This window comes from Bacillus inaquosorum KCTC 13429 (assembly GCF_000332645.1).
Lineage (GTDB): Bacteria > Bacillota > Bacilli > Bacillales > Bacillaceae > Bacillus > Bacillus inaquosorum.
Window position 1 is genome coordinate 149648 of sequence record NZ_AMXN01000008.1, and the last position, 25928, is coordinate 175575.

A 25928-nucleotide genomic window follows, 5' to 3' on the forward strand; every position below is an offset into this window, starting at 1 on the left:
AATCATGCAAAAAAATAGAATACTGGCCCTGGTTCTTCTGTCGCTGGGCTTACTCTCATTTATGGTAACACCAGTGTCGGCAGCGTCAAAAGGAAACCTGCTGTCACCTGACCGTATCCTGACGGTTGCGCACAGAGGGGCTTCCGGATATGTGCCTGAGCACACGATCCTGTCTTACGAAACCGCTCAGAAAATGAAAGCAGACTATATTGAACTGGATCTACAAATGACAAAAGACGGCAAATTGATTGTCATGCATGATGAAAAACTGGACCGCACCACAAACGGAACGGGCTGGGTGAAAGACCATACGCTTGCGGACATTAAGAAACTTGATGCCGGTTCTTGGTTTAATGAAGCCTATCCGGAAAAAGCAAAGCCGAAGTACGCCGGCCTTAAAGTTCCTACATTAGATGAAGTATTAAACCGTTTCGGAAAACACGCGAACTACTACATTGAAACAAAATCGCCTGACACCTACCCAGGCATGGAAGAAAAACTGATCGCTTCTTTACAGAAACATAAATTACTAGGCAAACATGCTAAGCCCGGCCAAGTAATCATTCAATCGTTCAGCAAAGAAAGTCTGGTAAAAATCCATCAATTACAGCCAAACCTGCCAACTGTTCAATTGCTGGAAGCCAAACAAATGGCGTCAATGACAGATGCTGACCTGGAAGAAATCAAAACATACGCTGTCGGTGCGGGTCCGGATTATAAAGCACTGAATGCTGAAAACGTCAGCATGATCCGCAGCCACGGCCTACTGCTTCACCCTTACACAGTCAATACAGAAGCAGATATGCGCCGCCTGCTTGACTGGGGAGTGACAGGAGTGTTCACAAATTACCCTGATGTCTTCCAGCACGTTAAAAAAGACTACAAAAAAGCTTAGAATCCTAGGATTCTAAGCTTTTTCTTATTGATTTTCACCAATAACCGCTTCAGCAATATTCACCGCATGATCTCCGATACGCTCCAGGTTGCTGATCATATCAACAAAGACGATGCCTGCTTGTCCAGTGCACAGCCCTTCATTCAGACGGATAATATGCTTTTTGCGAAGCTTCCGTTCCATTTTGTCAATATCATCTTCTTTTTCAATGACTTGTTCAGCTATCTTCACATCATTGTGGCGCAATGCTTCCATAGACGCCTTCACAGTAGAAATCGTCAAATCCATCATTTCCGTTAAATCCGCCATGGCAGATTCAGTGATAACCACACGATGCGCCTGCTGATATTCAATCAGTTCAATCACATTTTCGAAGTGGTCGCCGATTCTTTCAATGTCTCTGACGGTGTCCATCAGCATATGATGCTCCTCAGACTCGTGCTCTGAGAGAGAACTTGAAGAAAGCTCGATCAAATAATCGGTAATTTTCCGGTCAAGATTGTTAACCGCATCCTCTATCTGATAAGCATTCGCCGCGTATTTTGTCTGTTTTGTCACTAAAAACTGTTTTGTAACCTCCAGCCCCTGCACCGCAAAGTTCCCCATTTGCAGCACTTCTTCTTTTGCTTGTCCGAGAGCAATAGATGGAGATTGCTCGATAAAAATCGGATCAAGGTGTGACTTGTATTCCACCATTGAATCCTTGCCCGGAATCAGCTTTGTTACGATCAAAGCCAATAACCCGACAAAAGGAAGCTGTATAATCGTATTGGTTGTATTAAAGATTCCGTGTGCGAAAGCAATCGTCATCTTCGGATCAAGCCCCATCGAAGTCTGAAGCGATAAGATTAGTGCGGTAAACGGTTTAAGCAAAATCAGGAAAATCGCTGTTCCGATAAGGTTAAACAGCACATGAGTAGCCGCGGCACGTCTCGCTGCAACAGATGCGCCAAGAGACGCAAGCACCGCTGTGATCGTCGTCCCGATATTATCCCCGAATAACACCGGCAGCGCGCCGTTAATATCAATCAGCCCATCTGAAAATAAACCTTGCAGGATACCAATCGTGGCACTGGAACTTTGCACGAGAACCGTAAACAAAGTCCCAATGACAACACCCAGAACCGGATTGGTGCTCATACTAACAGTTAAATCATGAAAGGCCTCAAGTGAACGGAGCGGTTTCATGCCGCCGCTCATTAGCTCCAGCCCATAAAACAATGCTCCGAACCCAAACACAATCTGGCCCGCATTTTGCACATTTTTATGCTTAAAGAAAAACAGTAAAAATCCGCCGACAGCAATAATCGGCAATGCATAGGCCCCTATGTCAATTCCGATAATAAACGCAGTAACCGTTGTTCCAATATTGGCTCCCATAATGACGCCAATGGCCTGGCGAAGCGTCATAAAGCCCGCACTGACAAGCCCTACAGTGATAACCGTTGTTCCGGAACTGCTCTGAATCAAAACCGTCACAATGATCCCTGCCAATACACCCATCAGTGGATTGCTTGTAAAACGGTCTAAAATATTTCTTAATCTATCTCCAGCCGATTTCTGAAGTCCGTCTCCCATGAACTTAATCCCAATCAGGAAAATACCAAGACCCCCGAGAAACTCAAACAGTAATGTTTGTACATCAATCGCCAACGCTTTCACCTCTGTCTCGACATATTCAGCAAAACTCCCTACGATTATGTTTCAAGTTCATATGATTGTAAATGAATCCTCGGACAAATTTACACTAAATTAACAATCGGCCTTTTAAGTCCAAATCACATTTACATTGGTGTAACATTTTGCGCCTGACGATGACCAAATCGGCACAAAAAAACCTTGCGCTGTGGGCGCAAGGTTTTTTCATTTATTCTTTTCCAGCAGCAGCTTCTGACTGTCCGTTAAACAGCTGAGAATTAATCTCTTTCGCATCCTTTAAGTATTCTGTCTGATAGCCGCTCTTCAACGCCCACACATAAAATACAAGTGATACAACCGCAATCAGAACCATATCCCAGCCGTAATGAATGACATTCAGGCCGCCGAATTTATCACTGCCCAAATAAGATATAATCATCATGACCAGCAGATAAAACACCATCCAGACGCCGGCCTTAAAGTTTTGGCCAAACCCTTTCCATTTCTCCTTCGCCTGATAATAGAAATAAATTGGAAGACCGATCAGGATAATAAACAGAACCTGTCCTGTTAACGGCCAGCGTGCCCAATACAGCACCAGCGACGCAAAGATAAACCCAAGCGGCGCAATCACGCTTAAGCCTTTTAAACGAAGAGGCCTGTACAGGTCTTTCCCCGTCCGTCTCAAAGTCATTACTGTAATCGGGCCGGTGATATACGAAATTAACGTGGCGACAGAAATAATTTCCGCTAACACGCCCCACCCTCTGAACAGGAACAAAAAGATGAACGAAACAATCAAGTTAAAAAACATCGCTTGGCGCGGAACGCCGTAAATCGGATGAAGTTTCCCGAATATACTCGGCATGTATTTGTTTTTCTCCATTCCGTAAATCATGCGGGACGTTGTCGCTGTATACGTAATCCCTGTGCCAGACGGTGACACAAACGCATCCGCATACAACACAATGACAAGCCAGTTAATATTCAGCGCAATCGCCAAATCAGCAAAAGGAGAATTAAAATTCAGATGGCTCCATCCGTGAGCGATATCAGAAGGATTCACCGCTCCGATGAAGGCTACCTGCAGCAGTACATAAATCACTGTCGCAACGATTAGGGAGCCAACAACCGCAATCGGAATCGATCTTCCCGGATTTTTCGCTTCACCCGCCATATTGATCGGACTTTGGAAACCGTTAAATGCAAAGACGATACCGGAAGTTGCAACAGCCGTCAGCACACTCGCCCAGCCATTCGGCGCAATACTTTGACCGGCCGTAAAGTTTTCTCCGTGAAACCCAACAAACAGCAAAGCTCCAATCGTCAGGCCCGGAATAATAATTTTAAAAATCGTAATGAATGAATTCGCTTTGGAAAATAGATTGACTGTCCAATAGTTCAGCAGAAAATAAATGAGAAGCAATACAGAGGCAAATGCGAGTCCTTCCCCAGTCAGCGTTCCATTCTTCACTAAACCGCTTGTCCATTTCGCCCATTCCCAAGGCCACGAGCTCATATATTGAACAGAGGCCACCGCTTCAACCGGAATAACGGACACAATCGCAATCCAGTTGGCCCAGCCTGCGATAAATCCAATAAACGAACCGTGTGAATATTGCGTATATTTTACCATTCCCCCGGCTTCAGGGAACATAGAACCTAATTCACTGTAAGAAAGAGCAATAAATAAAATCACGACCATTCCAATAATCCATGAAATAATAGCAGCTGGTCCTGCTATTTGGGCCGCACGCCAAGCCCCAAACAGCCAGCCTGAACCGATCATCGATCCGAGCCCGACCATCATGAGGGAAAACGTTCCCATTCTTCGATGCAATTGATTCATATCGTAAACACCTTTCATGTATGATGACATTATCTTGCTAATTATATTATTATTCTGATTACTTCACTTTGTCAATATTTATCGAATTGTGGCTAATAATGATAATAAGTCAATGTATATTACCTTCCAATACAGGAATGAAGTCATTAGTTTCTTTCTAAATGGAATTTACTTCAAATATTAATAATAAAAACACAATAGGTTTAGCCATAAGCAAAACGGGAATGATACAGGAAACACTACTCTTACAATAGAAAGGAGTATTACCATGAAACAAAAGCTGTTACTTTCAGGTCTCGCTGTTTCAACCGTAGGCATCACTTCTTATCTATTAAAAGACCCGTCAAATCGCCAAAAGGCAAGAGAATTCATTCACAGCATGAAAATGAAAATGACCAAACAGCCAGACATGGACACGTTCCCAGTCGATAAAGCAGGACACCCGCACCCAGAAGATATCGAAGACAACAAAATGGTATCAGAAGGCTCAATGTACCCCGTCCAATACTATGATGAAAAAAAGAAGTAAACAAAAAAGCTCTCTTCATAAAGAAGGGAGCTTTTTTGATTTAACTCTTCCGTCTAATGCCGCTCATCACAAAGCCGCTTTCAGGCAATGACGGCATTCTGGCAAGACTGTAATGCAGCGATTGTTCCGGCACGTCGTATTCAATCTGATTGATGAGAAAATCCAGGCTCGCTTTCATGACTTCAATTGTAATGCCTTCCCCTGGACAGCGATGGCCTTTCTCGGCGTGCCCCCCGCCTTGAGGAATCAAATCAAACGGATTTTCCTCCCGCTCCGCAAATCGCTCCGGCCGAAATTCTTCAGGATGATCCCATAACCGAGGATCGTGATTCGTTCCATAAACATCAAGCAGTACCGATGTGCCCTTCTTAAACTCACAGTTATTCCATTCAAAGTCCTTTTTGACAAGCGCCCCTACAAACGGGCCAAACGGATAATATCTGCGGACCTCCTGCACAAACATTTCTCTTTCCCGGCTGCTTCCAGACCGCAGCCATTCCTTATACTTCGGATGTTCATGAAGCGCCAAAGCTGAAAACACAAGAAAGTAAGAAATAGCAACAATAGGCCTCAGTACATTAATCAGCTCAATGGCTGCCATTCGGGAATCTAGCTGGCTTCCACCTTCTTGTGTATGAAAAGCCATCTCATGTAGTGCTGTTCCGGCAGATGTTTTCAGCAAGCCGGCACGAACATCTTCAATCATTCTTTCAATCCACTCTTCCGCACGCGGCCTTGCTCGTCTTCCCTTCCAATGCCGCGGCCCCACAGCACCAAACGCGTCGACCATATCAATGAAGTCATCTGCCCGCTCTTTGACTTCCGTTTCCTTCAACGGAATACCTGCCCAATAGCACGCAACCCGGCATAGAATTTCTTTTGCTTCTTCAAATAACACTACCTGATCTGCCTTCTCCCATCTCGTGACTGCCGCTTCCCACTCCTCTGTCATCAGCTCAGCCAGCCGCTTTTGATGCGGCGGTGTCATTAATGATAGAAAAAGCATCTTCCGATGGATATGTGCGGTACCATCCATCGTCTGAATCGCATTTACGCCAAACAGCGTTTTCTGCACCCGCTTCGGCACAGCGCTCTGCCGCTGAAACCGCTCAGTATCATAAAACACCTTCGCGGCCTCAGCACCGGTCATGCATATAAAGGTTTTTCCCATTAAACGAGCCTGAAACAGATCTGATTGATAGCGCTCTGTTCTGTTTTTAATAAACAAATACCCTTCCTGCATCAGCGTCAAGCTGTTGTCGAGACTTTTGTCATGTGGAATCTGCTCATTCATTCGGTTACCCTGCCTTCCTTTTTACCCTCTTTTTACACGTTATCTTACGAGAATAAACCCAATAACAGTATTTGTTTACGGAATCAAATTTAAGCGCTTTTTGAGCACTTTTTAAAGGAAGAAAAGAAGAAATAGAGAAAAGGTAGTTGATCAAAACAAAGGGGAGAACAAAATGAAGAAATGGATATATGTTGTGCTGGTGCTGAGTATTGCAGGGATCGGCAGCTTTTCCGTCCACGCAGCAACGTCTGCCTATGAAAAACACCTGAATGTCAGCCGAATGAATGTCGATGACGAATTCAAGGATACGGATGGAACCTTCATTCTTCACGATGTGCAAAAGGATAAGACCTTTGTCTACAACAGAGAACGGGCAAACAAAAGACAAACCCCGCAGTCCACCTTTAAGGTCGTAAACGCCTTAATCGGTTTGCAGGTAAAAGCTGTTCGGGATGAATACGATGTCAAACGGTGGGACGGGGTCAAGCGCGAATTCGAATCATGGAACCGCGACCATACGCTAGGATCGGCGATGCGTGAATCCGCAATCTGGTATTACCAGGCATTAGCGAGAGATATCGGCGAGGAAAGAATGAAAACATGGCTTCATACGCTGTCATACGGCAACGAAGATATCAGCGGGGGAATCGACCAGTTTTGGCTGCAAAGCTCTCTGACAATATCTCCGTTGGAACAAGAAGCCTTTTTGGAGAAACTTTTTAAAGAGGAGCTTCCATTTGACAAATCGGTGATGAAAACCGTCAAGCGCATGATGATTCAAGAGGAAGGAGATCACTACACGCTCTACGGGAAAACCGGAACCCGCCTGACAGACATGGGATTAGGCTGGTTTGTCGGATTCATCAAAACAGAGCATGGCTCTTATATTTTTGTCACCAATGTCGATGATTCCGGCACAAAAGCCAAAAACATCACAGTGGATATCCTGAAAAAGCATGGCCTGATCACATCCTAAATGAAGGAGCCCCGCAAATAGGCAGGGCTCTAAATCTCATGCTCAAAACAATAATGATTCACTAGCTCTTCAATCAAATCATGATCCGGATATTCTCCGTTAAATTCAAATTCGATTTCTTCCACAAATTCTCCGTGATGGTACACATGGATGGCTCCATTTTGACGGACGACGCTAAACTCCGGCTGAAATGTATATCCGCTTCGTTCAATTGCTCCCATTTCTTCCCCGCCTTTCAAAGCAGTAATTCATACACCTCGTTTAATTCCTTGGCCCGTTTTTGATCCTGTTCATTCTGGGCATACTTAATTTCTTTCTCTAATACATGGTTCAAAAAAGACATTTCATTGTCATCTAAGTCTTTTACAAATTCCTCTTCATTCACATACCGCTTCGCCAGCATCTTCTTGCAAATCCGCTGGCAGACTTCATTTTCAAGATGGTTTGAAAGTGATTCGCGCAAATAACCGAGTGTAACATCCATTTTTGAACACCTTTCCTTCTGCTATCTTTACCCTATAGCTTGCTGAAATAGGGAAAATCCATACGCCAAAAATAAAAAAAGAGACATCCGTGAATGTCTCTTTTTTCTATGGTTATTCAGCCGCTTGGCTGCTTTTTGTCAAATTGGCCTGCGCACGTTTGCCAATCCCAAACACATAATAACTCATGACCACAAGCGCTAAGAATATCACGCCTACAATCAGAGAAATACGAGTATCATCATTAAACCACATGCCAACCAGAACCATCAGCAAGAAAGCAATCGTCAAATAGTTTGTGAAAGGTGCAAACGGCATTTTGAATGGATGTTTATCTAATGCAGCGCCCTTCGCTTTTCTGAATCCGATGTGGCTGATCAAAATGATAAACCAAGGAATCATGCCAGGCAGCACGCTTGCGCTGTATACATATACAAAGATCTTCGGCGGCGCAATATAGTTCAGCACAACACCGACAGCCAAACCGATCAGTACCGCAATTGTGCCATACAGCGGCACACCGTTGCGTGAAATCTTCTTAAAGAATTTCGGCGCTTGTCCATTGACGCCTAATGTATAAAGCATACGGCCCGCACTGAAAATACCGCTGTTACAGCCGGACATTGCCGCTGTAATCACGACAAAGTTAATAATGCCGGCGGCTGCCGTAATTCCGATTTTCGCGAACGTAGACACGAACGGGCTTCCAAGTGAATTGAGCTCATCCCAAGGATAAACTGTCACGATCACAAAGATAGCGCCAATATAGAAAATCAAAATACGCCAGATAATACTTTGAATCGCACTTCTTAGCGTGTTTTGCGGGTCCTTCGCTTCACCGGCTGTAATCCCGATCAGCTCAACTCCTTGATAGGCCGCAATGACGAGAGACAGTGCAAAGAAGAAACCTGAGAAACCGCCCGCAAAGAAGCCCCCGTGAGACCACAAGTTCGACAATCCGATCGCATCTCCGCTGTTGCCAAACCCGAAGAAAATAATCCCGATTCCCGCAATAATCATCAAGATAATCGTCACGATTTTAATCATCGCAAACCAAAACTCAAATTCGCCAAATGACTTAACAGAAATTAAGTTCGCCGCACCAAGAATCACCATTGCCACGATACCAGGTATCCAAGCAGGTAAATCCGGAAACCAATACTTCATATAAGAACCGACAGCGATAATTTCTGACATGCCGACGATAATCCACTGGAACCAGTTGCTCCAAGCTGTTATATAACCTGCCAGCGGATGAATATATTGATGGCCGAATGTCGCAAAAGAACCCGTGCTCGGCTCGACATAAAGCATTTCACCCATCGCACGCATAATAAAAAAGATAAAAATTCCGCATATTGCATAAGCCAGAAGGACAGACGGGCCAGTCCATGAAATCGTGCTGGCAGAACCCATAAACAACCCAACACCGATCGTACCGCCTAAGGCGATCATCTGAATATGACGCGCGCCAAGGCCCCTCTTTAATTCTTTATTTGCCACTCCTCTTCCTCCTCTTAACAAAATACTCGAAAATGAGAAAACAGCAGGTCTGCTTGCCTCCACATCTTTCTCATCAATCAGTTATAACAATCAGAAAATTCAAACTTAAAATTGTTATATAATCTCCAAAATTACTTATTTCATCATAATAAATTTCTCTGGAAAATACAATTGTTTTTTTCAGGCAAACACCTTCATTCAAAGTTTTTCATCGAAACTTCGATTAAAATCTTTTATATGAATATAATTAAATTATTTGAATATTAAAATTATATTTCTTCTATTGATTCTCATAAAAAATAAGCTGTTCACAATGAACAGCTTTCTAATAATTCACACCCGTTTGGTGCTTTAATGTCTCAAGCCACCCGGTATCTCCGGTGCCATAGCCCTTGCTTTGCCCCATATCTCTTAAAGATCCATTGCTGTAGTTAATTGATAAGATGAAATCAGGAATCGTATCATACCCGGCTTCCGCAATTTTACCGAGCTCTGAACGGTAGTGAGATATAGCATAAGAAGCCGTTTGTTTTTGCAGAGGATTTTTTTCAAGCTCTTCTTTATATACGTCTAATAAGTCACGTCCATCAGGCGTTACATACCGTCCGTCAATCACTTCTAAATCCTTCAAATGATAGCCTGTGACTTCATACATCTCACGAGCAGCCTGATACTTTTTATATGCCTCTTCGGAAAATTGTGTTGAATCACTGCTTTGGCTTTTCATGATATGTAAAAATAGCTCTTTGCTGTTGTCTCCAGATTGCAGCACTTGCTCAATTTGCTCAATCAGTGCCTGATCGTCTGTCCCGCTCACCTGTACCTTATAGTCAATCGGCGTAATCGTAAACGTCAGCTCTGTCCCCTGCGGAATGTGAATATGGTTTCGGTTCAACAGCACTTGCAGCTGTTGGTTAACCTGGCTTCGCTGATATACCTTTGCATTCTCAGCTTCCACTTCTCCATTAAACGTGACATTGCGAAACGCAGCATCCTGAAGGTTATAGTTTTGCGCCTTCCCTTTGAATAGCCATTCTGTTTCATTATCGTAAGCAGCCTGTCTTTCTGCAGCTGACAAATCACTTCTGAAATAAGGCGACTTTGAATTTTGGTACTTATCCTTAATGTAGCCTAATGGATCAGACTTTGTTTTGTTAATCGCATTCATCCTGCTGTATTTTTCATCTAGTATTTTGATTCTGATATCACTCTCAGATTCATAGGGGTTTTTGGATTGAATCACTGTTTCTTCCCCTGTGTCTGTCACTGTTCGATCATTCGTTGATTGATACACTTTGCTGAAAGTCCCGCCGTTTCCCGCCACACTGGTTTTAGAATAATTGAACTGGTTGATTCCCTCATTTGAAGATCGTGCCTCAAGCCTGCTGTATGCCTTTTCCAGCACCGCCGCTGTATTTTCAGACGTATTCTCGCGTTTAGTAGCCGCATTCCTATTCAATATGTTCTGTGCCATCAGCTGGGTGCGGATAAATTGCCGATTCAGACGCATTGGATTCCCTCCTGAACAATTCTCTCTTACCCTTTTTTATCGGCAACTCAATGTATATATTAACCTCAAAAAACATTTATTTACACATGAAACTTTAATATGTATGATGGAAATAAAAGGAGGTTGTTTGCATGACGAAAAAATGGCTTATTCCATTCGCTATTATGCTGTCTGTCTTATTCACCTTTACTTATTCGGCATCAGCTGCCAGAGTCACTGCTATTACAGGAAACAATTCATTTGATACCGCAGCACCGATCGGATATTGGAAATATAAGAATATCGATACAACGATACTGGAAGCCGGACAAGATGAAGCCTATTTCACTTTTACAGCTAATAAGGGAGAAAAAGTATACGTGAGAAGTACATATCAGAGCGCGTACACAGGCATGAAAATTGAAATTTACGATAAGTACAGAGTACCTGTTTCACAAGGTACAGAAGTCATTAATCCTAACACTTTTTCTTCATTTATCTATGCCAATGCTGACGCTCAAAACACGACGGATACCTTCTATGTGAAAGTGTCACGCGGCACCTATACCGGGAACATGTATTTCACACTTTCAATTGAAGACCGAATCAAATCCGGCAGCGGAACGTTCCAGTTCAGCGGCGTTGCTGAAAATAAAGGAAACACAAGCCTTAGTCCCTCAGGTTCTGACTCCAGCGTGATCAAGGTTGATTTAACAAATCAATCTGGAATACCGCGCGATGCCATTGTAACCAGAGTACAAACAACCACCACTCAAACACCAAGCCAGGGAAATACACGCCACTTCATCATGACGAGTGAAAACAACGAATGGCGCCGTGCTCTTGTGAATAGCTCGACTTCAGGGTCTTATGATATATCCTTGTCAGATCAACTCAGTGTAGCAAAGGTATGGAGTTTTAAATATAATACATTAGCGACTGCTAAATCGACGATGAGTAATGTAAAAGCAAAAATAGATTATGAATACGATGTCACAAAGCAGTTTTAACTTATACCGAGCCGGTTATCCGGCTCTTTTTTATTTTTAGCCTAGAAGGCAATTGTTTTGATAAACTATAATCAGTACAACCAAGGGAAGTGCAGACATGGCATTAAAACAGCTAAAAAAGCTCCTTTTTGACCGCCCTCTAAAGGATGGCGTTATCCTGAATCATCAATACAAAATTGAAGAATGCCTCGGCATGGGCGGCTATGGCTTGGTTTATTTGTGTACCGATGTCCATACTCAAACCTCTTATGTCTTAAAACAGCTACGGCCGACAAAAGCGAAAAAGGAAAAAGAAAGAGTCCGGTTCCAGCAGGAAATGAAACTGCTCAAAAGCATGCACCACCCGCAAATCCCGGCCTTCATAGAAGATTTCATCATTGACGGACAAGCTTATTATGTCATGCAGTTCATTGAGGGAGATAACATAGAAGAATTACTATTTTTTCGAAAACAGCCATTTACAGAGCTCATGGCGTTACAGCTGATTTCACAGCTCCTTGAGATTGTAGAATACCTGCATGAACGCCTGATATTTCATAGCGACATCAGAACGCCTAATATCATCATCAATGACGGCAGGCTCTGCCTCATCGATTTCGGCCTTGCCAAACAATTGACTCCTGAAGAAACGGAGGAAGTAAAGGTGAGGAAACAGGATGACTTCTTCGATCTTGGAGAAACGCTGTTGTTCCTGCTGTATTCTCAATATAAAGGAAAAAAGAAGAAAAACGGCACCTGGATGGAGGAATTAACGCTCACAAAAGAAGTAACCCTGCTGTTGAAAAAATTATTAGGCATTGATGAAGAGTATCAGCACACCGCTTTCATTCGCGAAGATTTAAACCGAGCCATTCAATCGGTCACATAAAAAAACCCTTGTCCCAAAAGCGGAACAAGAACTTTTTTTGGATTAACTGCTGCTGTAGCTCCGGCGTTTGTAACGATGACTGCCGCCATAACGGTCGTAGTGTCTTCTTTTGCCTGAGCTGCTGCTGTAGCTGCGGTAATGTCTGCGCCGGCTGCTGCTGTAATGCCGGTGTCTGCGATATCGGTCACTAGAGCTGCCTGAGAGGTACTTGATCGTTTTGATGATTTTTTTAAACATTGCTGATCACCTCATTTCTTTCTTCCTATTATATATATTTTATGGGAGAAAGAAAAACATCAGCGGGGTCACTCTTTTGAAAACAAGAACCCTGTTCCATTCTCATTTGTCTGCAGCTCATAAGTAATCGCGAGAAGTCTGCATATATCCTCAATAATCTTTAACCCAAGCCCCTCATTGTTCTCGGTCTTATCAAATCCAATACCGTCATCCCGAATAGAAACAGTGCCATGTTCAATCGTAACTTCCATCTTTTCAGCTTTTGAATGCTTTAACGTATTTTGAAAAATATTATCGAACAGCCTTTGCATCCATAACGCGTTGCTCATCCATATCACTTCTTGATCTGCTGGCTTATAGTGCAATTCAATCCCATTCATACTGTATAAATAATCCCACTTTTTCACCGCTGTTTCTAATAGCTCGTTTAGGCGCACTTCTTCATTTACGATATAAGAACTTTCTAACGTCTCAGCGGAATATAGATTGAATTCATTGGTTAGTTCCGAGATATATTCGATTTGCTGATACAACGATTCGAATACGGCCTGATCATGACATTGGCCTTCCAAATAAAACAACTGCAGCCTGAGAGCGGTTAAAGGTGTATTAATGTCATGACGCAGTTTTTGCAAAAGTTCCTTTTTGATTTCCTCCTGCTGTCTTAATTCCAGTTCACGGTATGTCGTCCGTTCAATTAACAAATTGACCGATTTGGTCAGTTCCCCGATTTCATCAGCGCGTTTCACTTCTATTTTATCGGGCACCTTTTGATCACTCGCCAGATGCCGAATGGTTTGATTTAATAGATTGATTTTATGCAGCAGGGAATGAATCGACTTTGAAAATAAAAAAGCTAACAATAAGAGTGATAACAAAAATACAACGAGCATTGCCGGATACGCAAAAGACCTGTGAAAAGGCATACCATGATTCATCGGTTTAAACATGCTGTCATAAATTACAGACATCAAAATACTAACCGCCAGCAATAGCACCGGAACACTAATAACGGCCGTACATAATAACAGCTGATATTTTGTCTTTAGCTTCATTTCTTCACAACGGTATTCAGCCGATACCCTTCTCCATATATATTTTCAATAATCTCACCCGCTTGATCATTGATTTTGGCTCTTATTTTTTTAATGTGCACATTGACGATATTCGGGTTTCTGTCTTCGAGCTGCCACAAATATTCAAAGAAATGTTCCTTTGTCAGGGTGCTGTCCCTATTTTCATATAAATAAAAGAAAATTTTCCGCTCAATCGCAGTAAACAACACCTCATCATGCAAGCTTTCATTGAACACTTTTTTGGTTTCCGCATCAATATACAAATGTTTGATTTGCGTAAAGGTGCCATAATGATGCTCAAGCATATTCTTCATTCTTAATAGCAGCTCTCTCGGATCAAAGGGCTTCACCATATAATCCTCGCCGATCTGCAACCCTTGAAGCTTGCTGTCCATGTCATTGCGGGCCGAGAGAAAAATGACCGGAATGCGCAGCCCCAGCTTTTTGATTTTTGCAGACATTTGATATCCGTCTTCACCCGGCAGCATCACATCCATAATGACCAAATCCACCTTCTGAATTACCGAAAGTACATCCGCTCCATCTGTTTTCCACATCACATGATATCCCTCACGCTGCAAAATCTTTTGCAGCAAATCACCAATCATCACATCATCTTCAACGATTAAAATATGATAACCCTTCATCCTAGCGAACCTTTCTCATAAACTCCATGGAAAGTTTATATATTTGATCAGGCTGATATAAATAAATACTGTGTGTTCCCCTCAGTTCCTTTATATCAGCTGTATTAAATTGAGCCGCAAACGCTTCATAATCTTTTCGGTTTTGTATGGCGTACTTTGAATTTCTATTTTGGTCAGAGACCGCATCTAAAATCAAGACGGGAGTTTCTTTTGGCGCCGGCAGATTCACAGATTTCCTACCGTTTTGGTAAGACTGTAAAAGCTCATGCTCCATATCTGCATTAAAAAATTGCTTAAAATTAATGGCTTTATAGATTTCTTTTTCTTCATCAGTTAAAAACGACTGCCGAATCACCTCAGGATTATATACTGCGGAAGACATAAACCGATGAAAACCAATCGAAGTTAACAGATGGAACCCTCTCACTTTCAGTCTGTCAATCCCGCTTAATTTATACGTGACATACTGCTGAGGCAATCCAATATCCATCGCAATAATCGCCTTAATTTCCTTAGGATATTTCTGCGCCCAATACATCGCTTCAATCCCGGATATGGAATGAGGCATTAAAATATAAGGAGGCTTATTTCCGCTTTTCATAAGCGCTTTCCTCGTCTGTTCCAGTACCGTGTCAATATCTCTGTCATCATTAGACACATCACTGTATCCATAACCAGCCCGATCAACGACAGCAATCTTGTTTTCTTTTGAAAACTTACTGTACAAACCTTTCATCTCATAAGCAGGCGCAGCAATCCCCGAACCGGACATAAACACAAACGTATCCTTCCCGCTTCCCTCTTCATACACATTCATCTTTTTACCGTCAACATCGACTACTGTGCCTTTACCTTTGAGCAAGGCTGCCTCCTTATTTAGCTGGTAATGGTGATAAATAAAAACGGAGACGGAAACAAACAAAACCAAAGCAGCCAAGCCGCCTAAAACGAACTTTAGGACTTTCCATATTGTTTTCATATGATGCTCCTTTCACGTGATACGGAAAGGATACGACATGAAAATAAATTTCTGATTAATTTTGGGTCGATTTTATTTAGACATTTGACTTTGCCCTTACGGAAAGGTGTACATTTGGAGCATGGAGGTGATCGTTTGCTATCGATCGGTGAATTTTCAAAGATATGCAAAGTATCAACAAAAACACTGCGATACTATGATGAAATCGGATTAATCCACCCCGAAGACATTAACCCTGAAAATGGATATCGATATTATTCTATCAGGCAGCTGAAAGAAATGCTCTTGATTAACCGTTTAAAGTCGTATCATTTTTCTTTAGAAGAAATCAAAACCATTCTCGATTTGGAAGAGGATCAGGCTGAAGAAAAGCTTGGTTCTGCCCTTCAGCGAAAAAGAAGAGAAGTACAGGAAAAGATCAATGCTTATGAATATACCCTTACACAATTGAACCTCGATATTCTGCGTGCAGAGAAAGGCAAACCAATGATGTCATGGCTTGACGATATAGAAGTAATGCTTGCTGAAACCCAGCCAATGAACATCCTGTATTTACGCAAAATGATGAGCAGTAATGACTATGCCCTAGGATACGAAAAGTATTTTAGCAGGCTATATGAAAGAATTGCTGTTGATAAACTTACCTTGCTCGGCACGCCCATGACCATTTATCACAGCCCTGAGTACAACCCTGCCGGCAATGATACAGAGTTTGCGATTCCAATAGAGGAGACGGTAAAAGGTACAAGAGGTTTGCCCGGAGGTCTTTGCGCAAAGTCTGTTTTAAAAGGTCCCTATGCAGAATTGACCTCGATATACGCTAAGCTGAGAGAATGGGTCGAAGGTGAAGGCTATGAATTGGCGCAATCACCGTATGAAGTGTATGCAACCGATCACCACCAAGCTGGTGTGCCAGAGGATATTGTGACTGAAGTGTATTTTCCAATAAAGAAAAAAGAGAGGTAACGTCATGCAAAGAAACGACTGGCCAACTGCAGAGCCGGCAGCCTTGGGGATAGACGCCGATAAACTGTCTGAGCTTGACCCTAAAATAAAATCCGAATACAGCAATATAAACGGTATCGTGGTTGTGAGAAATGGATACATCGCTTATGAGCGCTATTATCATGGTTATGGACCGAATGATACGCATCATGTTGCCTCAGTAACCAAAAGTATCATGTCAGCTCTTATTGGAATTGCGATACATGCAGGATACATCAAAAGTGTCGACCAAAACGCACTCGACTTTTTCCCAGAATACGTCCCGGGTCCTTATAATAAACAAAAACAAGACATCACCCTTCGCCACCTTCTCACGATGACAGCTCCATATCCATTTGAAGACTGGCACGAACCACTAGACAAGATGTGCATGCAGCCTGATTGGATCACCTATACGCTGGATATGCTGGGCCAAGGAGGCACAATCGGCACATTTAAATACTCCACCGCAGGTGCACACCTGCTATCAGCCATCATCACCCGCAGCACAGGCAAGAGCGCCCGCGAGTTTGCCAACGAGCACTTGTTTAAATCGATCGGCATGAAAGAAATCCCCTATTATGGTATGAAATCATTTGGCTTTGACGATCTATTCGGAAAAAACATGAAGGGATGGGTAAATGACCCGGACGGCAACTCAACCGGAGGATGGGGACTTACGCTGACTCCACGGGATATGGCTAGGTTTGGTTATCTTTATTTAAATCACGGTACTTGGAACAACCAAAAGATCATTCCTGAGTCATGGATTGACGAATCAACAAAGATGAACGCCAATAACTATGGTTATCTATGGTGGCTTTGTGATGAGGCCGGTGTTTTCTCATACTCAGCACTGGGTGATGGCGGGAATGTGATTTGCTGTGTTCCGGAAAAAAACCTGATTGTAGCAATCGCATCGGAGTTCATCATGAATGCTCGTGACAGATGGCAATTGATTAAGGAGTATTTAGTTTCTCAATGAAATTATGAAAATTGACAAACGAGAATTCCTTATTGGCAGCCTGCTCTAAGGAACACGATATTGAGAAGGCTGCCATTCTTTCTTAGGTCAATTAAACTTTCACAAAACAGAATTCCGCAATATTTTATCCATGTAGTAACATAAAGTCACCATAAAGCCTTTTTTTCTTCCTCCTGCTCAATAAATAGATAATTTTCAGGGCTGCCTAAAACAGAAAAAAGCGCCAAAAGCAACTTCCATCCCCGGATTGGACTTCCGCATCTAAACTTCAACACTTCTCCTTCCGCTAAAGTAAACCTCAATGTTTGGCTTGTACACCAAGCAATTTTCACTTGAATAACATGTTCACCAGGCGGCAAAGCAATTCGCATCCTCCCTCCATCTTTGATATTTCCCATCTCAGCCCCATCAATTAGCACTGAATACCCTCTCAATTTGTTGATGTACTGCGATGTCCTGCTAATTTCAATGTACGTCTTTTGATTCACCGATGACACATCCTCAAAAATAATGATCTTACAAGCGAGAAGCGTTAGAACCCTCTCACCATACCGTTATTTCTCAATCCTAGTATATTATAACTTGCTGTGCTTCGGCTCTCCGTCGGCAAAAATCCTTACAGCTTCAGTGTGCCTTCTGCATGACGGATTTGAAAAGCATATAAAAAAACACCCGCTTGTATAACGAGCGGATGTTAGATCTTTCGAAATGAACCTATTGAATTTTAAGAACTAAAACAACGCACTGCATTATTGATTGATATCTTTTAGCGCTTGTTTCGGTTGCGAATTGAAAATCAACAATGATGAAATAATGGCAATCATAACCCCTAACGCACCAATCCAGGTAATCGAAGCCAATGATACGTTTTCTACAAAAACGCCCCCTATCCCTGCGCCAACTGCCATAGCGAGTTGCATCATGGACTGATTAATACTGAGCAAAACACCTGACATTTCCGGTTCTATTGTAGCCAGGTGAAATTGCTGTGTCGGACCGGTAGACCATGCGGCAAACGACCATAATATGAGAATCATCAACACACCGATATAGGAATGAGTGACAAATGACAGCCCAACCAGTGTGATGATATGCAATGTCATCCCGCCAACAAGTGTAAAGGGCACTCCCCATTTATCGGTGCTATATCCCCCAAACTTCGATCCAACCAAACTGGCAATTCCAAATATAAGCAAAACACCGCTAAGCAGCTTGCCGCTTATTCCTGAAATGTTCAAGAGATACGGTGACAGATAGGTATAAGCAACAGAATATCCCCCGAGCCAGAAGAAAGTGATTGATAATCCCATCGCCACTTTCCGTTTTTTGAAAAGAGCAAGCTGTTGAAGCAAAGGTACAGGCTTATCCCCTTCAGTATGCGGAAGAGTAAAGAATATAACGGCCATTGCGATCAAACCCATCAAAGCAATTGCACCAAATACAGACTTCCAACCTAATGCTACTGCTATCATTCTTCCAAGCGGAACACCAATGATTAAAGAAGCGGTAAATCCCATAACGACAGTAGCGATGGCACTGCCTTGCTTCCCTTCCGATGCAATCTTAGCGGCAATCGTTAATGCGGTGACAACAACCATACCTGCTCCCATCGCCATAATGATCCGCGCTGCAATAAACCATCCATAACCAGGCAGGACAAAGGCCAAGATATTGCCGAACACAAACAAACCGAGAGCATACATCATCAATTTGCGTCTATCCATACTTGCTGTCAATGCCATAAGAATGGGTGTGGAAAGAGCATATACAAGTGAAAAGATCGTAATAAGCTGGCCCGCGGCAGCCAAAGTTATCCCGAGTGTATGAGCAATGTGATCCAAAATACCGGAAATGATGTACTCTGAGGTTCCTACTAAAAAGCTGACAATGGCTAAAATGTAAATTTTCCAAGTGTTAGACATAAAGTTTCACTCCTTAATCATTAATAAACATATCACGAAATATCGATATGTTAATTCAAAAAAATAAACACATCGTAATATGTCGATATATATGGCGTAAAAATAAACATCTTTTGATGTTTATTTTTATATCTCTGTTTTAAGAAAGTCAGCAAGTTTCCCAATGGCTTCTTCATCTCTTTTGTAATAAGTGTACTTTCCGATTCGTTCCGCCTTAATCAGGCCGGCTCTTAAAAGGATGGTGAGATATTGGGAAGCCGTAGATTGCGTCATTTTCAATTTGTCTGTTATTTGACTGACACATACCCCGATTGTGTTCATATCAATCCCTTCATGGGGTGCAAAATGACGATCAGGCTCCTTCAGCCATTGTAAAATTTGCAGCCTTGATTCATTTGATAAGGCTTTGAATACTTCAATTGGTTCCATACCGATTATTATATCGTTATATTCCGATATGTCAATTCGTTTTTTGATGCTAGCTTTTTTAGGCTTATTTATGACTAATTCTGTGAAATGAAACTGAGGAAAGCATCCCAAAAACCAAAGACTTTTGTTCCTGCTTAAATGTATCATAAAGCTTTAGAAATTGGTCTCTAATCATGGCATTGTACGCTTTGGGGAACCCGGCAGTGGCTTTGTTAATTTTGGCGTCCGCTTAGATTGTGAATTAAAACAATGATGGCATAACTCTAAAAAAAGAAGCGGAAGTTGATTATGTTCAATCAGCTTCCAACCTCTTTGACAAACATTTAATTCTTTATATTAAAGATTTTTCTCTAAATCATTACATAATTTAAATACCATCACTCGTTCACCTGTCCGGGAGCTTAAATCAGTATGAAAACTTTTCACTTCTTCTCCAGTTATCGTAAGGATAATATCCTTAAGACCTTCTATACCTGATTCAACTAGCTCTGAACGAGTTTGTTTGATAGATAACATCCCCTCTTTTGATCCACAAACTGCGTATTCAGCTGGTGTTAAAATTCCTTTTAAATTAACAATGATCATATCCCGCAGTATATCAGTTTTAACAGATACAGACCCACGCCCAAGATAATCCTTCTCCCATTGAGTAATGGACTTACTGATCTCTGATTCAATAGAACCTTTCGTTTTTTTCATATATAACACATCTCCTGGCAAAAAAATTGGCATATTCTATTAGTTATTTCGTCTCATTAATATTCTCTTACAACATGTCCTTCATATACACCTTCAATATCCAAATCAGTTTTACCGTTTCTTGAGACCACTATCATTTTGGATAACATATTTTCTTCCATCATAGAGTGGACATGCAAAAATCGAACGCTCCCTAAATGGGTTTCCTCAACCTCTTCATAGGATTTTAAATGATAAAAATCGATTGCTTTTCTAATTACTTTTTTCATACATTCCATATTTTCTCGATCAAACGAGCTCATTTCCTCTATTGTTTTCGTTACAAAATCAGTTAAATTAGCGTTCATACAATCTCCTTAGAACTGCTTCTTTCTCCATAGATGGGTGCGTTTAGAAGCTGAACCTTCATTTCATCATGACAAGCAATGATCAGGTAGGGCTTGACCTGTTTTAACATCAGGAACCTCCACAATTGAGGCTTTTCCATCCTTATGATGAACGAGTAAACCTCTAACTTTAACATATGACGGCACTAGTGGATGCTGACGAATGATATCAACACTTTTTTCAACACTAGTACTATTTTCATTTAGCCATTCATCGACCGTACCACCTAAAAATTCAGGCCTGCAGTTTTGAAATAGATAATCCAATGTTTGTATTTTATCTTTCATTGTTTCCAGTTGAGTTAGTCCATTACCTGTGGAAGTCCTCTTATCTTTTGTTCCTACCACAACAACCTCCTCAACATCTTCCTGGTAAATCGCAAAAATAACAGACCTCATTATTTCTCCATAAGGATGTGAGATACCGGCACCATAGCTTTGTATAGTCAGCATATTTTCTGCTGGAGTGTTAGTCACTTCTTGTAAAATAGGCTCCAAGCCGTTTTCAATGTCCGTCAAAAATAATACTTTTTTATTTTGATTTCCATTCATATAGCACACCTCTTCTAAATGTTTTTCATCTTTATATTGAGTAACAAATCCATTTGATAATGTTTAGATTCATAATTACCAGCTTTCCCAGCATCCCTCTGGATCAATACTAGCCAGTCGGACCCACCCATTCTGAACTTTTTGCAGAAATACTGAGTCATTATTTAATAACCGTTCTACATATTCTCTAGGTGCTTGGATGACAATTAACAAACGAAGAGGAGAATGATAAGCCTCATAATCTGATTGCATGACGGATTGCCAAGGCAGTCCGGCTAACAAGTCACTTGCATTCCCCTGCATAACTCCGAGACCTGCAGTAACGGTTTGAGTTGCTTTATTTCCGCTGCCATAATAATGAGGTGCTACCGTTGATGCGTAATATTGTAAATTAATCCATTGGGCCACAGTTCCAGGTCCTGCAATAATATTTGCTAGGAGTTCACCGCTTTCGTCCTGCTTCCAATCATAATTATGAAGGAAGGCTCTTCCTTCCAAATCACAATCCTGAGTTAGTTCACGTTGGCCGATAATAAAAGCGGCATTACGAGCCAGTCCCCATTCCGGACGTATCTCACTCCAATCTTCCGCAAATCGGTGTGCCTCAGCCTTCGGGTTTTTAAGTTTCGATTGGAAATTCGGTAATTGGGCTAGACGTTCTGCATTTGCATTATGTTTCACTTTCGGCATAACAGCTTCGATACGTTCAAATGCTTCTTGTGCAGCTTCAGAAAGCTTTGGTACATAAATCCAGTGTAATTCATCCACCGTTGTATTATGTTCAGCGGCAGCAAAAACCGTATCCTCAGGGATTTTAATTCCTTCAGTTAAAAGAACTTCTCTTACTTCTGAAAGATTACATAATGCAGCTAAAACTCTTGCATTGAATCCACCGGCCGCTCCACCGCAGGCACCACAGTCAAGAGCTGCCGCATAAGGGTTATTGATACTTTGGCTGCCATGCCCGCATATCACGACCAATGGTGCGAAATTCTCTGTTAATCCCATCATTTTTAGAGCTTGCCGAGCATGGTTCACTTTTTCTTCTTCAGTAAAACCTACAGGTATTTCTGCCTCTGTGTCATACTCATGATGAAGCGAGAGTTTTGTATCAGGTTTACGTAACCAAGTCTCACGGAGATTACGAATGAAACGATCCGTTTTTCTTGGCACAAAGCTACGTGCTACCATTTGCAGACTAAGCCAAGGCCCGCTTAGCTCAGGTAAAAGCAAGCTCGTAAGTACATTCTGTTTCATCTTTTTAAATGTATGGCTTAATGAATGAACCGCTTGCGTGCGTTGGTTGTATTTTTCGAGTACATCTTCATCTGCAAACTCTTTTATTGTATTTTGCGGTTTTTGTATGACCGGCAAGGAGGCATGACTGTGTTTACTGCCAAGTTCACAAGTTGCAATCGGCACCCCAAAGAAACCAGCAATACCAATCGTTTCAAATGGACCTTCTTTTTCTAGTTGACGACGAAAAGGCTCTGATCGTACATCGATGCAGAATGCCAATTGAGCTAATGCAGATTTTTTACCATTGGTTTCACGTTGTTTTGAGATGATCTTCTGACTTAATCGATCAGTGTATGTTTGTTCCCAAGCTTCTAACCAAAGTTTCCTGCGAAGTTTCTCATCAAAGCTGTAGGCAAATGATAAATATTCGTTTTGTTCATCGGCCGACATCTGTGGCCATTTCTCTAATGTAAGTCCCCCCCAATGAATCCAAGCTGCTATAAGGGGAGCAATTGAAATTTTATTCTCAAATCGTTCATTATGAATAGGTAAATATGGCTTTATAAGAGCCCACTCCATGGATATTCGGACCGCTAAATATTCTGTCAGGAGTGCATGTTCATGGCTCGATTGTTGGGAGCGCCAAAGCATCATCCCTGCCCATCCAGGTAAGGAAAGTAAATGACCTTCAATATAACGCTGGATTTCTGATTCGGGGATTTCTAGTGCGAATAACGCTTCTTGTAAAGCCAAATGTGCCTCTTGCGGCCAACCTTTTAACCTTTCACGCTGCTTTTTACTAAGTGCTGGATCATACTGAATGAGATGCTGCCAGGCACGATAGAAACCTTCCTCACGATTGGGCATTGTCCAACCTGCTTGAGAGTCATCAAGATATAATTTACACCACTTAATGACATGATGATCTAGGATATTGACTAACCTTTCACCATCTTGATTCTCTATATATGAACTTATTGGTTGCATAAAAACATTTTCGATATGATCCAATCCACTACATTCATTCACCAATTTCTCCAGCTTATGTGATGATAAAAGGGTGGAAGGCAGTGGATCTAGTTTTAATCCAGCATGGCAAAATCGCTCTGCCACGTCCCGCGGGATGTTAAAGGAATGTGAATCAAGCCAGCACTGCAGCCCCATTTCCACAAAATCTTCATCAATCTCACCTTTATTCTTTGCTGAACGGATCATAGATGCACTAGGGTATATATCAACATCCCGAGAGTTTTTCAACCAACCTGCAACCTGATCAAAAGATTGGTTTTCAAGCCCCATCCACGGATTACGTGCAGCAAATGTGGAAATAGGCCAAAGTGGCGCAATCACTCGGCTGGCGGATGTAATTAAAACGTTAAGATCACTTTGAACATCAATATCTGTATCTTTCTTTTTTACATTTTCTTTCGTTAATACGGATGTAATGCCCATCTCAGATTAGCTCCTTATGATAAATATTGTTTAAGGTAGTCTGGGTGACTCTCTATTGTCTTTGGTTTTGCTTCACCTAATCGCACTAACCAAAGATAGATTACCGCGAAGAGCACTGAAGAACGATGACGAGCAACCCACGTACCTAAAGCACTGCCAAATAGTAAGAGACATACAACAATGATGACAGCTGACATTGGAGGTTGAACACTTTGAAAATCGATTGTATGCAGCCACTTATAGAAGAGGTTATGAATGATAAAATATACGAGGGCTGCTCCTCCTAAACATATTAAGCCAACAATTCGGCCAATTTTCCCCTCTCCAAAAGCTACGAGCTGAGTCCAAGAAACGGACAATGACCACCCTAAGATCAGCGCACTAATGAATTGATACCCCTCTCCAGGAGCAGCGAGCCAAAAAGCAACGCCTATCACTAAGGCTAACGTACGGCCAGCCGCGATCCATAAATAGGATGATCCCTCATTAGCCCGAGTCGATCCTTCATGCCGCTGTACTGCTGAACCAGCCTGTAAAAACAACGTAGCTTTGAATAAACCATGTAAAATAAGATGAATAATGGCTGCTATATAGGCTCCTAATGCACACTGAATGAGCATAAAACCCATTTGTGCAATCGTGGAGCCTACTAGCTGGCGTTTATAGTCAACCTGGACCAAACTAATACCAGTTCCAATCAATACAGAGATGCCAGCAAGCAGAAGTAAAATAATCGATGCTATACCACCATTAAATAGAGGTGAAAATCGAGTTAGTATAATTCCGCCTGCGTTTACTAAACCTGCGTGCATAATCGCAGAAACAGGAGTTGGAGCAACAATAGACTCAATTAACCATCTTTGGAATGGCCATTGAGCCGCAGGAATGATCACTGCTAACACAACCAATAAATCAATCCCTGTTCTCTCCCAAATCCCCAGTTGAGCTAAACTTTCATTTGTTAAAACCAACGATAACCGCCATTGACCTGTGACTTGAAAAAGCCAAATCATCGCGAAAAACAAAGAAAACCAACTTAACAAAAATAACCGGCCAGAAACCTTGGCTGCTTCACTAGCCACATGCCAAGCACTGTTTAACCTAATAAGTAAGGTTAAACCGACAAGAGTTGCTCCCCAAAATATAACCATCAAGCGGAGATCGCCACTTAACCATGTAATTGAAGCAGCACCTGTAGTGAAAGTGAAAAGCGTAAAATATTTTCGATATGATCGATCTCCCATTAAGTAACGTACAGAAAAACGCTGAATGACGAAACCAATTGCAAGAACAAAGAAAGTCATTAAACAAGCTAAGGAATCTAAGTGCCAAAGGCCAATATCTCCACTCACACTACTATTGGCAAGTAGCAGGAAGGAAACCAAAAGCGGTAAAGCCAAGATCCCAATATGAATGCGAACATAACTCAAGGGTACTCGCGGATGTAAAAACAATAGTCCACTTATCCCAGAAGCAATAAGCATAATAAAAAATAATGTTAATAATGATGACAAACTCAGCGAAACTAACATTTCAAATTCTCCCTTAGGTAAAATTCTGTCTGTAATTGAATATACATTTCTTTATCTCTTTGAATAATTACTTATTTTTTCCAATAAAAAAGCCGACAACTTCAAGATTCAATGATTATCTTAGTCATTGAATCTTGAAAATTGTCGGCTTCACTTCAACTAACTTCAGCAAAGTTTTTTGAAGAGCTACCTTATGATTGGTCATTTTACTATATACAATATTTTAAGTTCCGTCTAAAGGAATGGAATATCGTTAATTTAGTACCTTGATTTATA

General features: G+C 41.7%; 26 protein-coding genes. 7 read left to right on the forward strand and 19 right to left on the reverse strand.

The genetic code is table 11. The features are described from left to right. Positions 1-4: 4 nt before the first annotated feature. On the forward strand, positions 5-895 hold the full coding sequence (locus tag BSI_RS03180; protein WP_003241406.1) for a glycerophosphodiester phosphodiesterase: 891 nt from the start codon (positions 5-7) through the stop codon (positions 893-895). A 24-nt stretch (positions 896-919) separates the two neighbouring features. Here the strand turns inward: BSI_RS03180 and BSI_RS03175 are convergent, their stop codons facing one another. After that, positions 920-2548, reverse strand: a complete 1629-nt coding sequence (locus BSI_RS03175) for a Na/Pi cotransporter family protein (RefSeq protein ID WP_003241407.1) — start codon at positions 2546-2548, stop codon at positions 920-922. A 214-nt stretch (positions 2549-2762) separates the two neighbouring features. Next, entirely contained in the window at positions 2763-4382 is a 1620-nt protein-coding gene (gene aimA, locus BSI_RS03170; protein WP_032732288.1) for a glutamate/serine transporter AimA, read from the reverse strand. Between the two features lie 268 nt (positions 4383-4650). Here aimA and BSI_RS03165 point away from each other — a divergent pair, with 268 nt between their 5' ends. Continuing rightward, positions 4651-4911 carry a YbyB family protein gene (locus BSI_RS03165; protein WP_003241409.1) on the forward strand — a complete coding sequence of 87 codons (261 nt, stop codon included), beginning with the start codon at positions 4651-4653 and terminating at the stop codon, positions 4909-4911. Positions 4912-4951: 40 nt separating this feature from the next. Here the strand turns inward: BSI_RS03165 and cypC are convergent, their stop codons facing one another. Beyond that, positions 4952-6205 (reverse strand): CYP152 family fatty-acid peroxygenase CypC, encoded by a 1254-nt coding sequence (cypC, locus tag BSI_RS03160; RefSeq protein WP_003241410.1) that lies wholly within the window; start codon positions 6203-6205, stop codon positions 4952-4954. Between the two features lie 172 nt (positions 6206-6377). Here cypC and blaOXA point away from each other — a divergent pair, with 172 nt between their 5' ends. Beyond that, positions 6378-7181, forward strand: a complete 804-nt coding sequence (gene blaOXA, locus BSI_RS03155) for a class D beta-lactamase (protein ID WP_003241411.1) — start codon at positions 6378-6380, stop codon at positions 7179-7181. A gap of 29 nt (positions 7182-7210) precedes the next feature. Here the strand turns inward: blaOXA and BSI_RS03150 are convergent, their stop codons facing one another. From BSI_RS03150 to BSI_RS03135, 4 genes are all read right to left on the reverse strand, one after another. Next, positions 7211-7402, reverse strand: a complete 192-nt coding sequence (locus tag BSI_RS03150; protein WP_029316749.1) for a DUF5370 family protein — start codon at positions 7400-7402, stop codon at positions 7211-7213. Positions 7403-7416: 14 nt separating this feature from the next. Further along, complete coding sequence (csgA, locus tag BSI_RS03145) at positions 7417-7665, reverse strand: sigma-G-dependent sporulation-specific acid-soluble spore protein CsgA (RefSeq protein WP_003241413.1); 249 nt, start codon at positions 7663-7665, stop codon at positions 7417-7419. A 112-nt stretch (positions 7666-7777) separates the two neighbouring features. After that, positions 7778-9166 carry an amino acid permease gene (locus BSI_RS03140; RefSeq protein WP_003241414.1) on the reverse strand — a complete coding sequence of 463 codons (1389 nt, stop codon included), beginning with the start codon at positions 9164-9166 and terminating at the stop codon, positions 7778-7780. Positions 9167-9491: 325 nt separating this feature from the next. Then, complete coding sequence (locus BSI_RS03135; protein ID WP_003241416.1) at positions 9492-10676, reverse strand: DUF4885 domain-containing protein; 1185 nt, start codon at positions 10674-10676, stop codon at positions 9492-9494. A gap of 131 nt (positions 10677-10807) precedes the next feature. Between BSI_RS03135 and BSI_RS03130 the strand changes: the two genes are divergently transcribed. Continuing rightward, positions 10808-11665 (forward strand): hypothetical protein, encoded by an 858-nt coding sequence (locus tag BSI_RS03130; RefSeq protein WP_003241417.1) that lies wholly within the window; start codon positions 10808-10810, stop codon positions 11663-11665. Between the two features lie 97 nt (positions 11666-11762). Then, on the forward strand, positions 11763-12533 hold the full coding sequence (locus BSI_RS03125) for a serine/threonine protein kinase (RefSeq protein WP_003241418.1): 771 nt from the start codon (positions 11763-11765) through the stop codon (positions 12531-12533). Here BSI_RS03125 and BSI_RS03120 read toward each other — a convergent pair. The 4 genes from BSI_RS03120 to BSI_RS03105 all read right to left on the reverse strand — a co-directional run bounded on the left by BSI_RS03120 (position 12518) and on the right by BSI_RS03105 (position 15472). Then, on the reverse strand, positions 12518-12721 hold the full coding sequence (locus BSI_RS03120) for a hypothetical protein (RefSeq protein ID WP_003241419.1): 204 nt from the start codon (positions 12719-12721) through the stop codon (positions 12518-12520). The two genes, BSI_RS03125 and BSI_RS03120, sit on opposite strands and share 16 nt — an antisense overlap. Positions 12722-12838: 117 nt before the next feature. Further along, positions 12839-13825, reverse strand: coding sequence for a two-component system sensor histidine kinase YbdK (gene ybdK / locus BSI_RS03115; RefSeq protein ID WP_003241420.1), 987 nt, complete (start codon positions 13823-13825; stop codon positions 12839-12841). Beyond that, positions 13822-14493 carry a two-component system response regulator YbdJ gene (gene ybdJ / locus BSI_RS03110; protein WP_003241421.1) on the reverse strand — a complete coding sequence of 224 codons (672 nt, stop codon included), beginning with the start codon at positions 14491-14493 and terminating at the stop codon, positions 13822-13824. Before ybdJ ends, ybdK begins: the two co-directional genes overlap by 4 nt. Before the next feature lies 1 nt (position 14494). After that, on the reverse strand, positions 14495-15472 hold the full coding sequence (locus BSI_RS03105; protein WP_003241422.1) for an alpha/beta fold hydrolase: 978 nt from the start codon (positions 15470-15472) through the stop codon (positions 14495-14497). A 135-nt stretch (positions 15473-15607) separates the two neighbouring features. Here BSI_RS03105 and BSI_RS03100 point away from each other — a divergent pair, with 135 nt between their 5' ends. Then, positions 15608-16438 carry a MerR family transcriptional regulator gene (locus tag BSI_RS03100; RefSeq protein ID WP_003241423.1) on the forward strand — a complete coding sequence of 277 codons (831 nt, stop codon included), beginning with the start codon at positions 15608-15610 and terminating at the stop codon, positions 16436-16438. A 4-nt stretch (positions 16439-16442) separates the two neighbouring features. Continuing rightward, positions 16443-17441, forward strand: a complete 999-nt coding sequence (locus BSI_RS03095) for a serine hydrolase domain-containing protein (RefSeq protein WP_003241425.1) — start codon at positions 16443-16445, stop codon at positions 17439-17441. A gap of 146 nt (positions 17442-17587) precedes the next feature. Here the strand turns inward: BSI_RS03095 and BSI_RS0121580 are convergent, their stop codons facing one another. From BSI_RS0121580 to BSI_RS03060, 8 genes are all read right to left on the reverse strand, one after another. Beyond that, complete coding sequence (locus tag BSI_RS0121580) at positions 17588-17929, reverse strand: hypothetical protein (protein ID WP_032732289.1); 342 nt, start codon at positions 17927-17929, stop codon at positions 17588-17590. Between the two features lie 261 nt (positions 17930-18190). Beyond that, positions 18191-19363 carry an MFS transporter gene (locus tag BSI_RS03090; protein WP_003241427.1) on the reverse strand — a complete coding sequence of 391 codons (1173 nt, stop codon included), beginning with the start codon at positions 19361-19363 and terminating at the stop codon, positions 18191-18193. 126 nt (positions 19364-19489) lie between these two features. Then, positions 19490-19792: an ArsR/SmtB family transcription factor gene (locus BSI_RS03085; RefSeq protein ID WP_003234907.1), complete on the reverse strand. Its 303-nt coding sequence runs from the start codon at positions 19790-19792 to the stop codon at positions 19490-19492. A gap of 336 nt (positions 19793-20128) precedes the next feature. Next, complete coding sequence (locus tag BSI_RS03080; protein ID WP_003241432.1) at positions 20129-20491, reverse strand: Na-translocating system protein MpsC family protein; 363 nt, start codon at positions 20489-20491, stop codon at positions 20129-20131. A gap of 56 nt (positions 20492-20547) precedes the next feature. Further along, complete coding sequence (locus BSI_RS03075) at positions 20548-20838, reverse strand: DUF6407 family protein (RefSeq protein WP_003241434.1); 291 nt, start codon at positions 20836-20838, stop codon at positions 20548-20550. A 66-nt stretch (positions 20839-20904) separates the two neighbouring features. After that, entirely contained in the window at positions 20905-21429 is a 525-nt protein-coding gene (locus BSI_RS03070; protein WP_003241439.1) for a carbonic anhydrase, read from the reverse strand. Between the two features lie 75 nt (positions 21430-21504). Next, complete coding sequence (locus tag BSI_RS03065) at positions 21505-24120, reverse strand: DUF2309 domain-containing protein (protein ID WP_003241440.1); 2616 nt, start codon at positions 24118-24120, stop codon at positions 21505-21507. A gap of 14 nt (positions 24121-24134) precedes the next feature. Continuing rightward, on the reverse strand, positions 24135-25652 hold the full coding sequence (locus BSI_RS03060) for an NADH dehydrogenase subunit 5 (RefSeq protein WP_003241442.1): 1518 nt from the start codon (positions 25650-25652) through the stop codon (positions 24135-24137). Between the last annotated feature and the right edge of the window lie 276 nt (positions 25653-25928).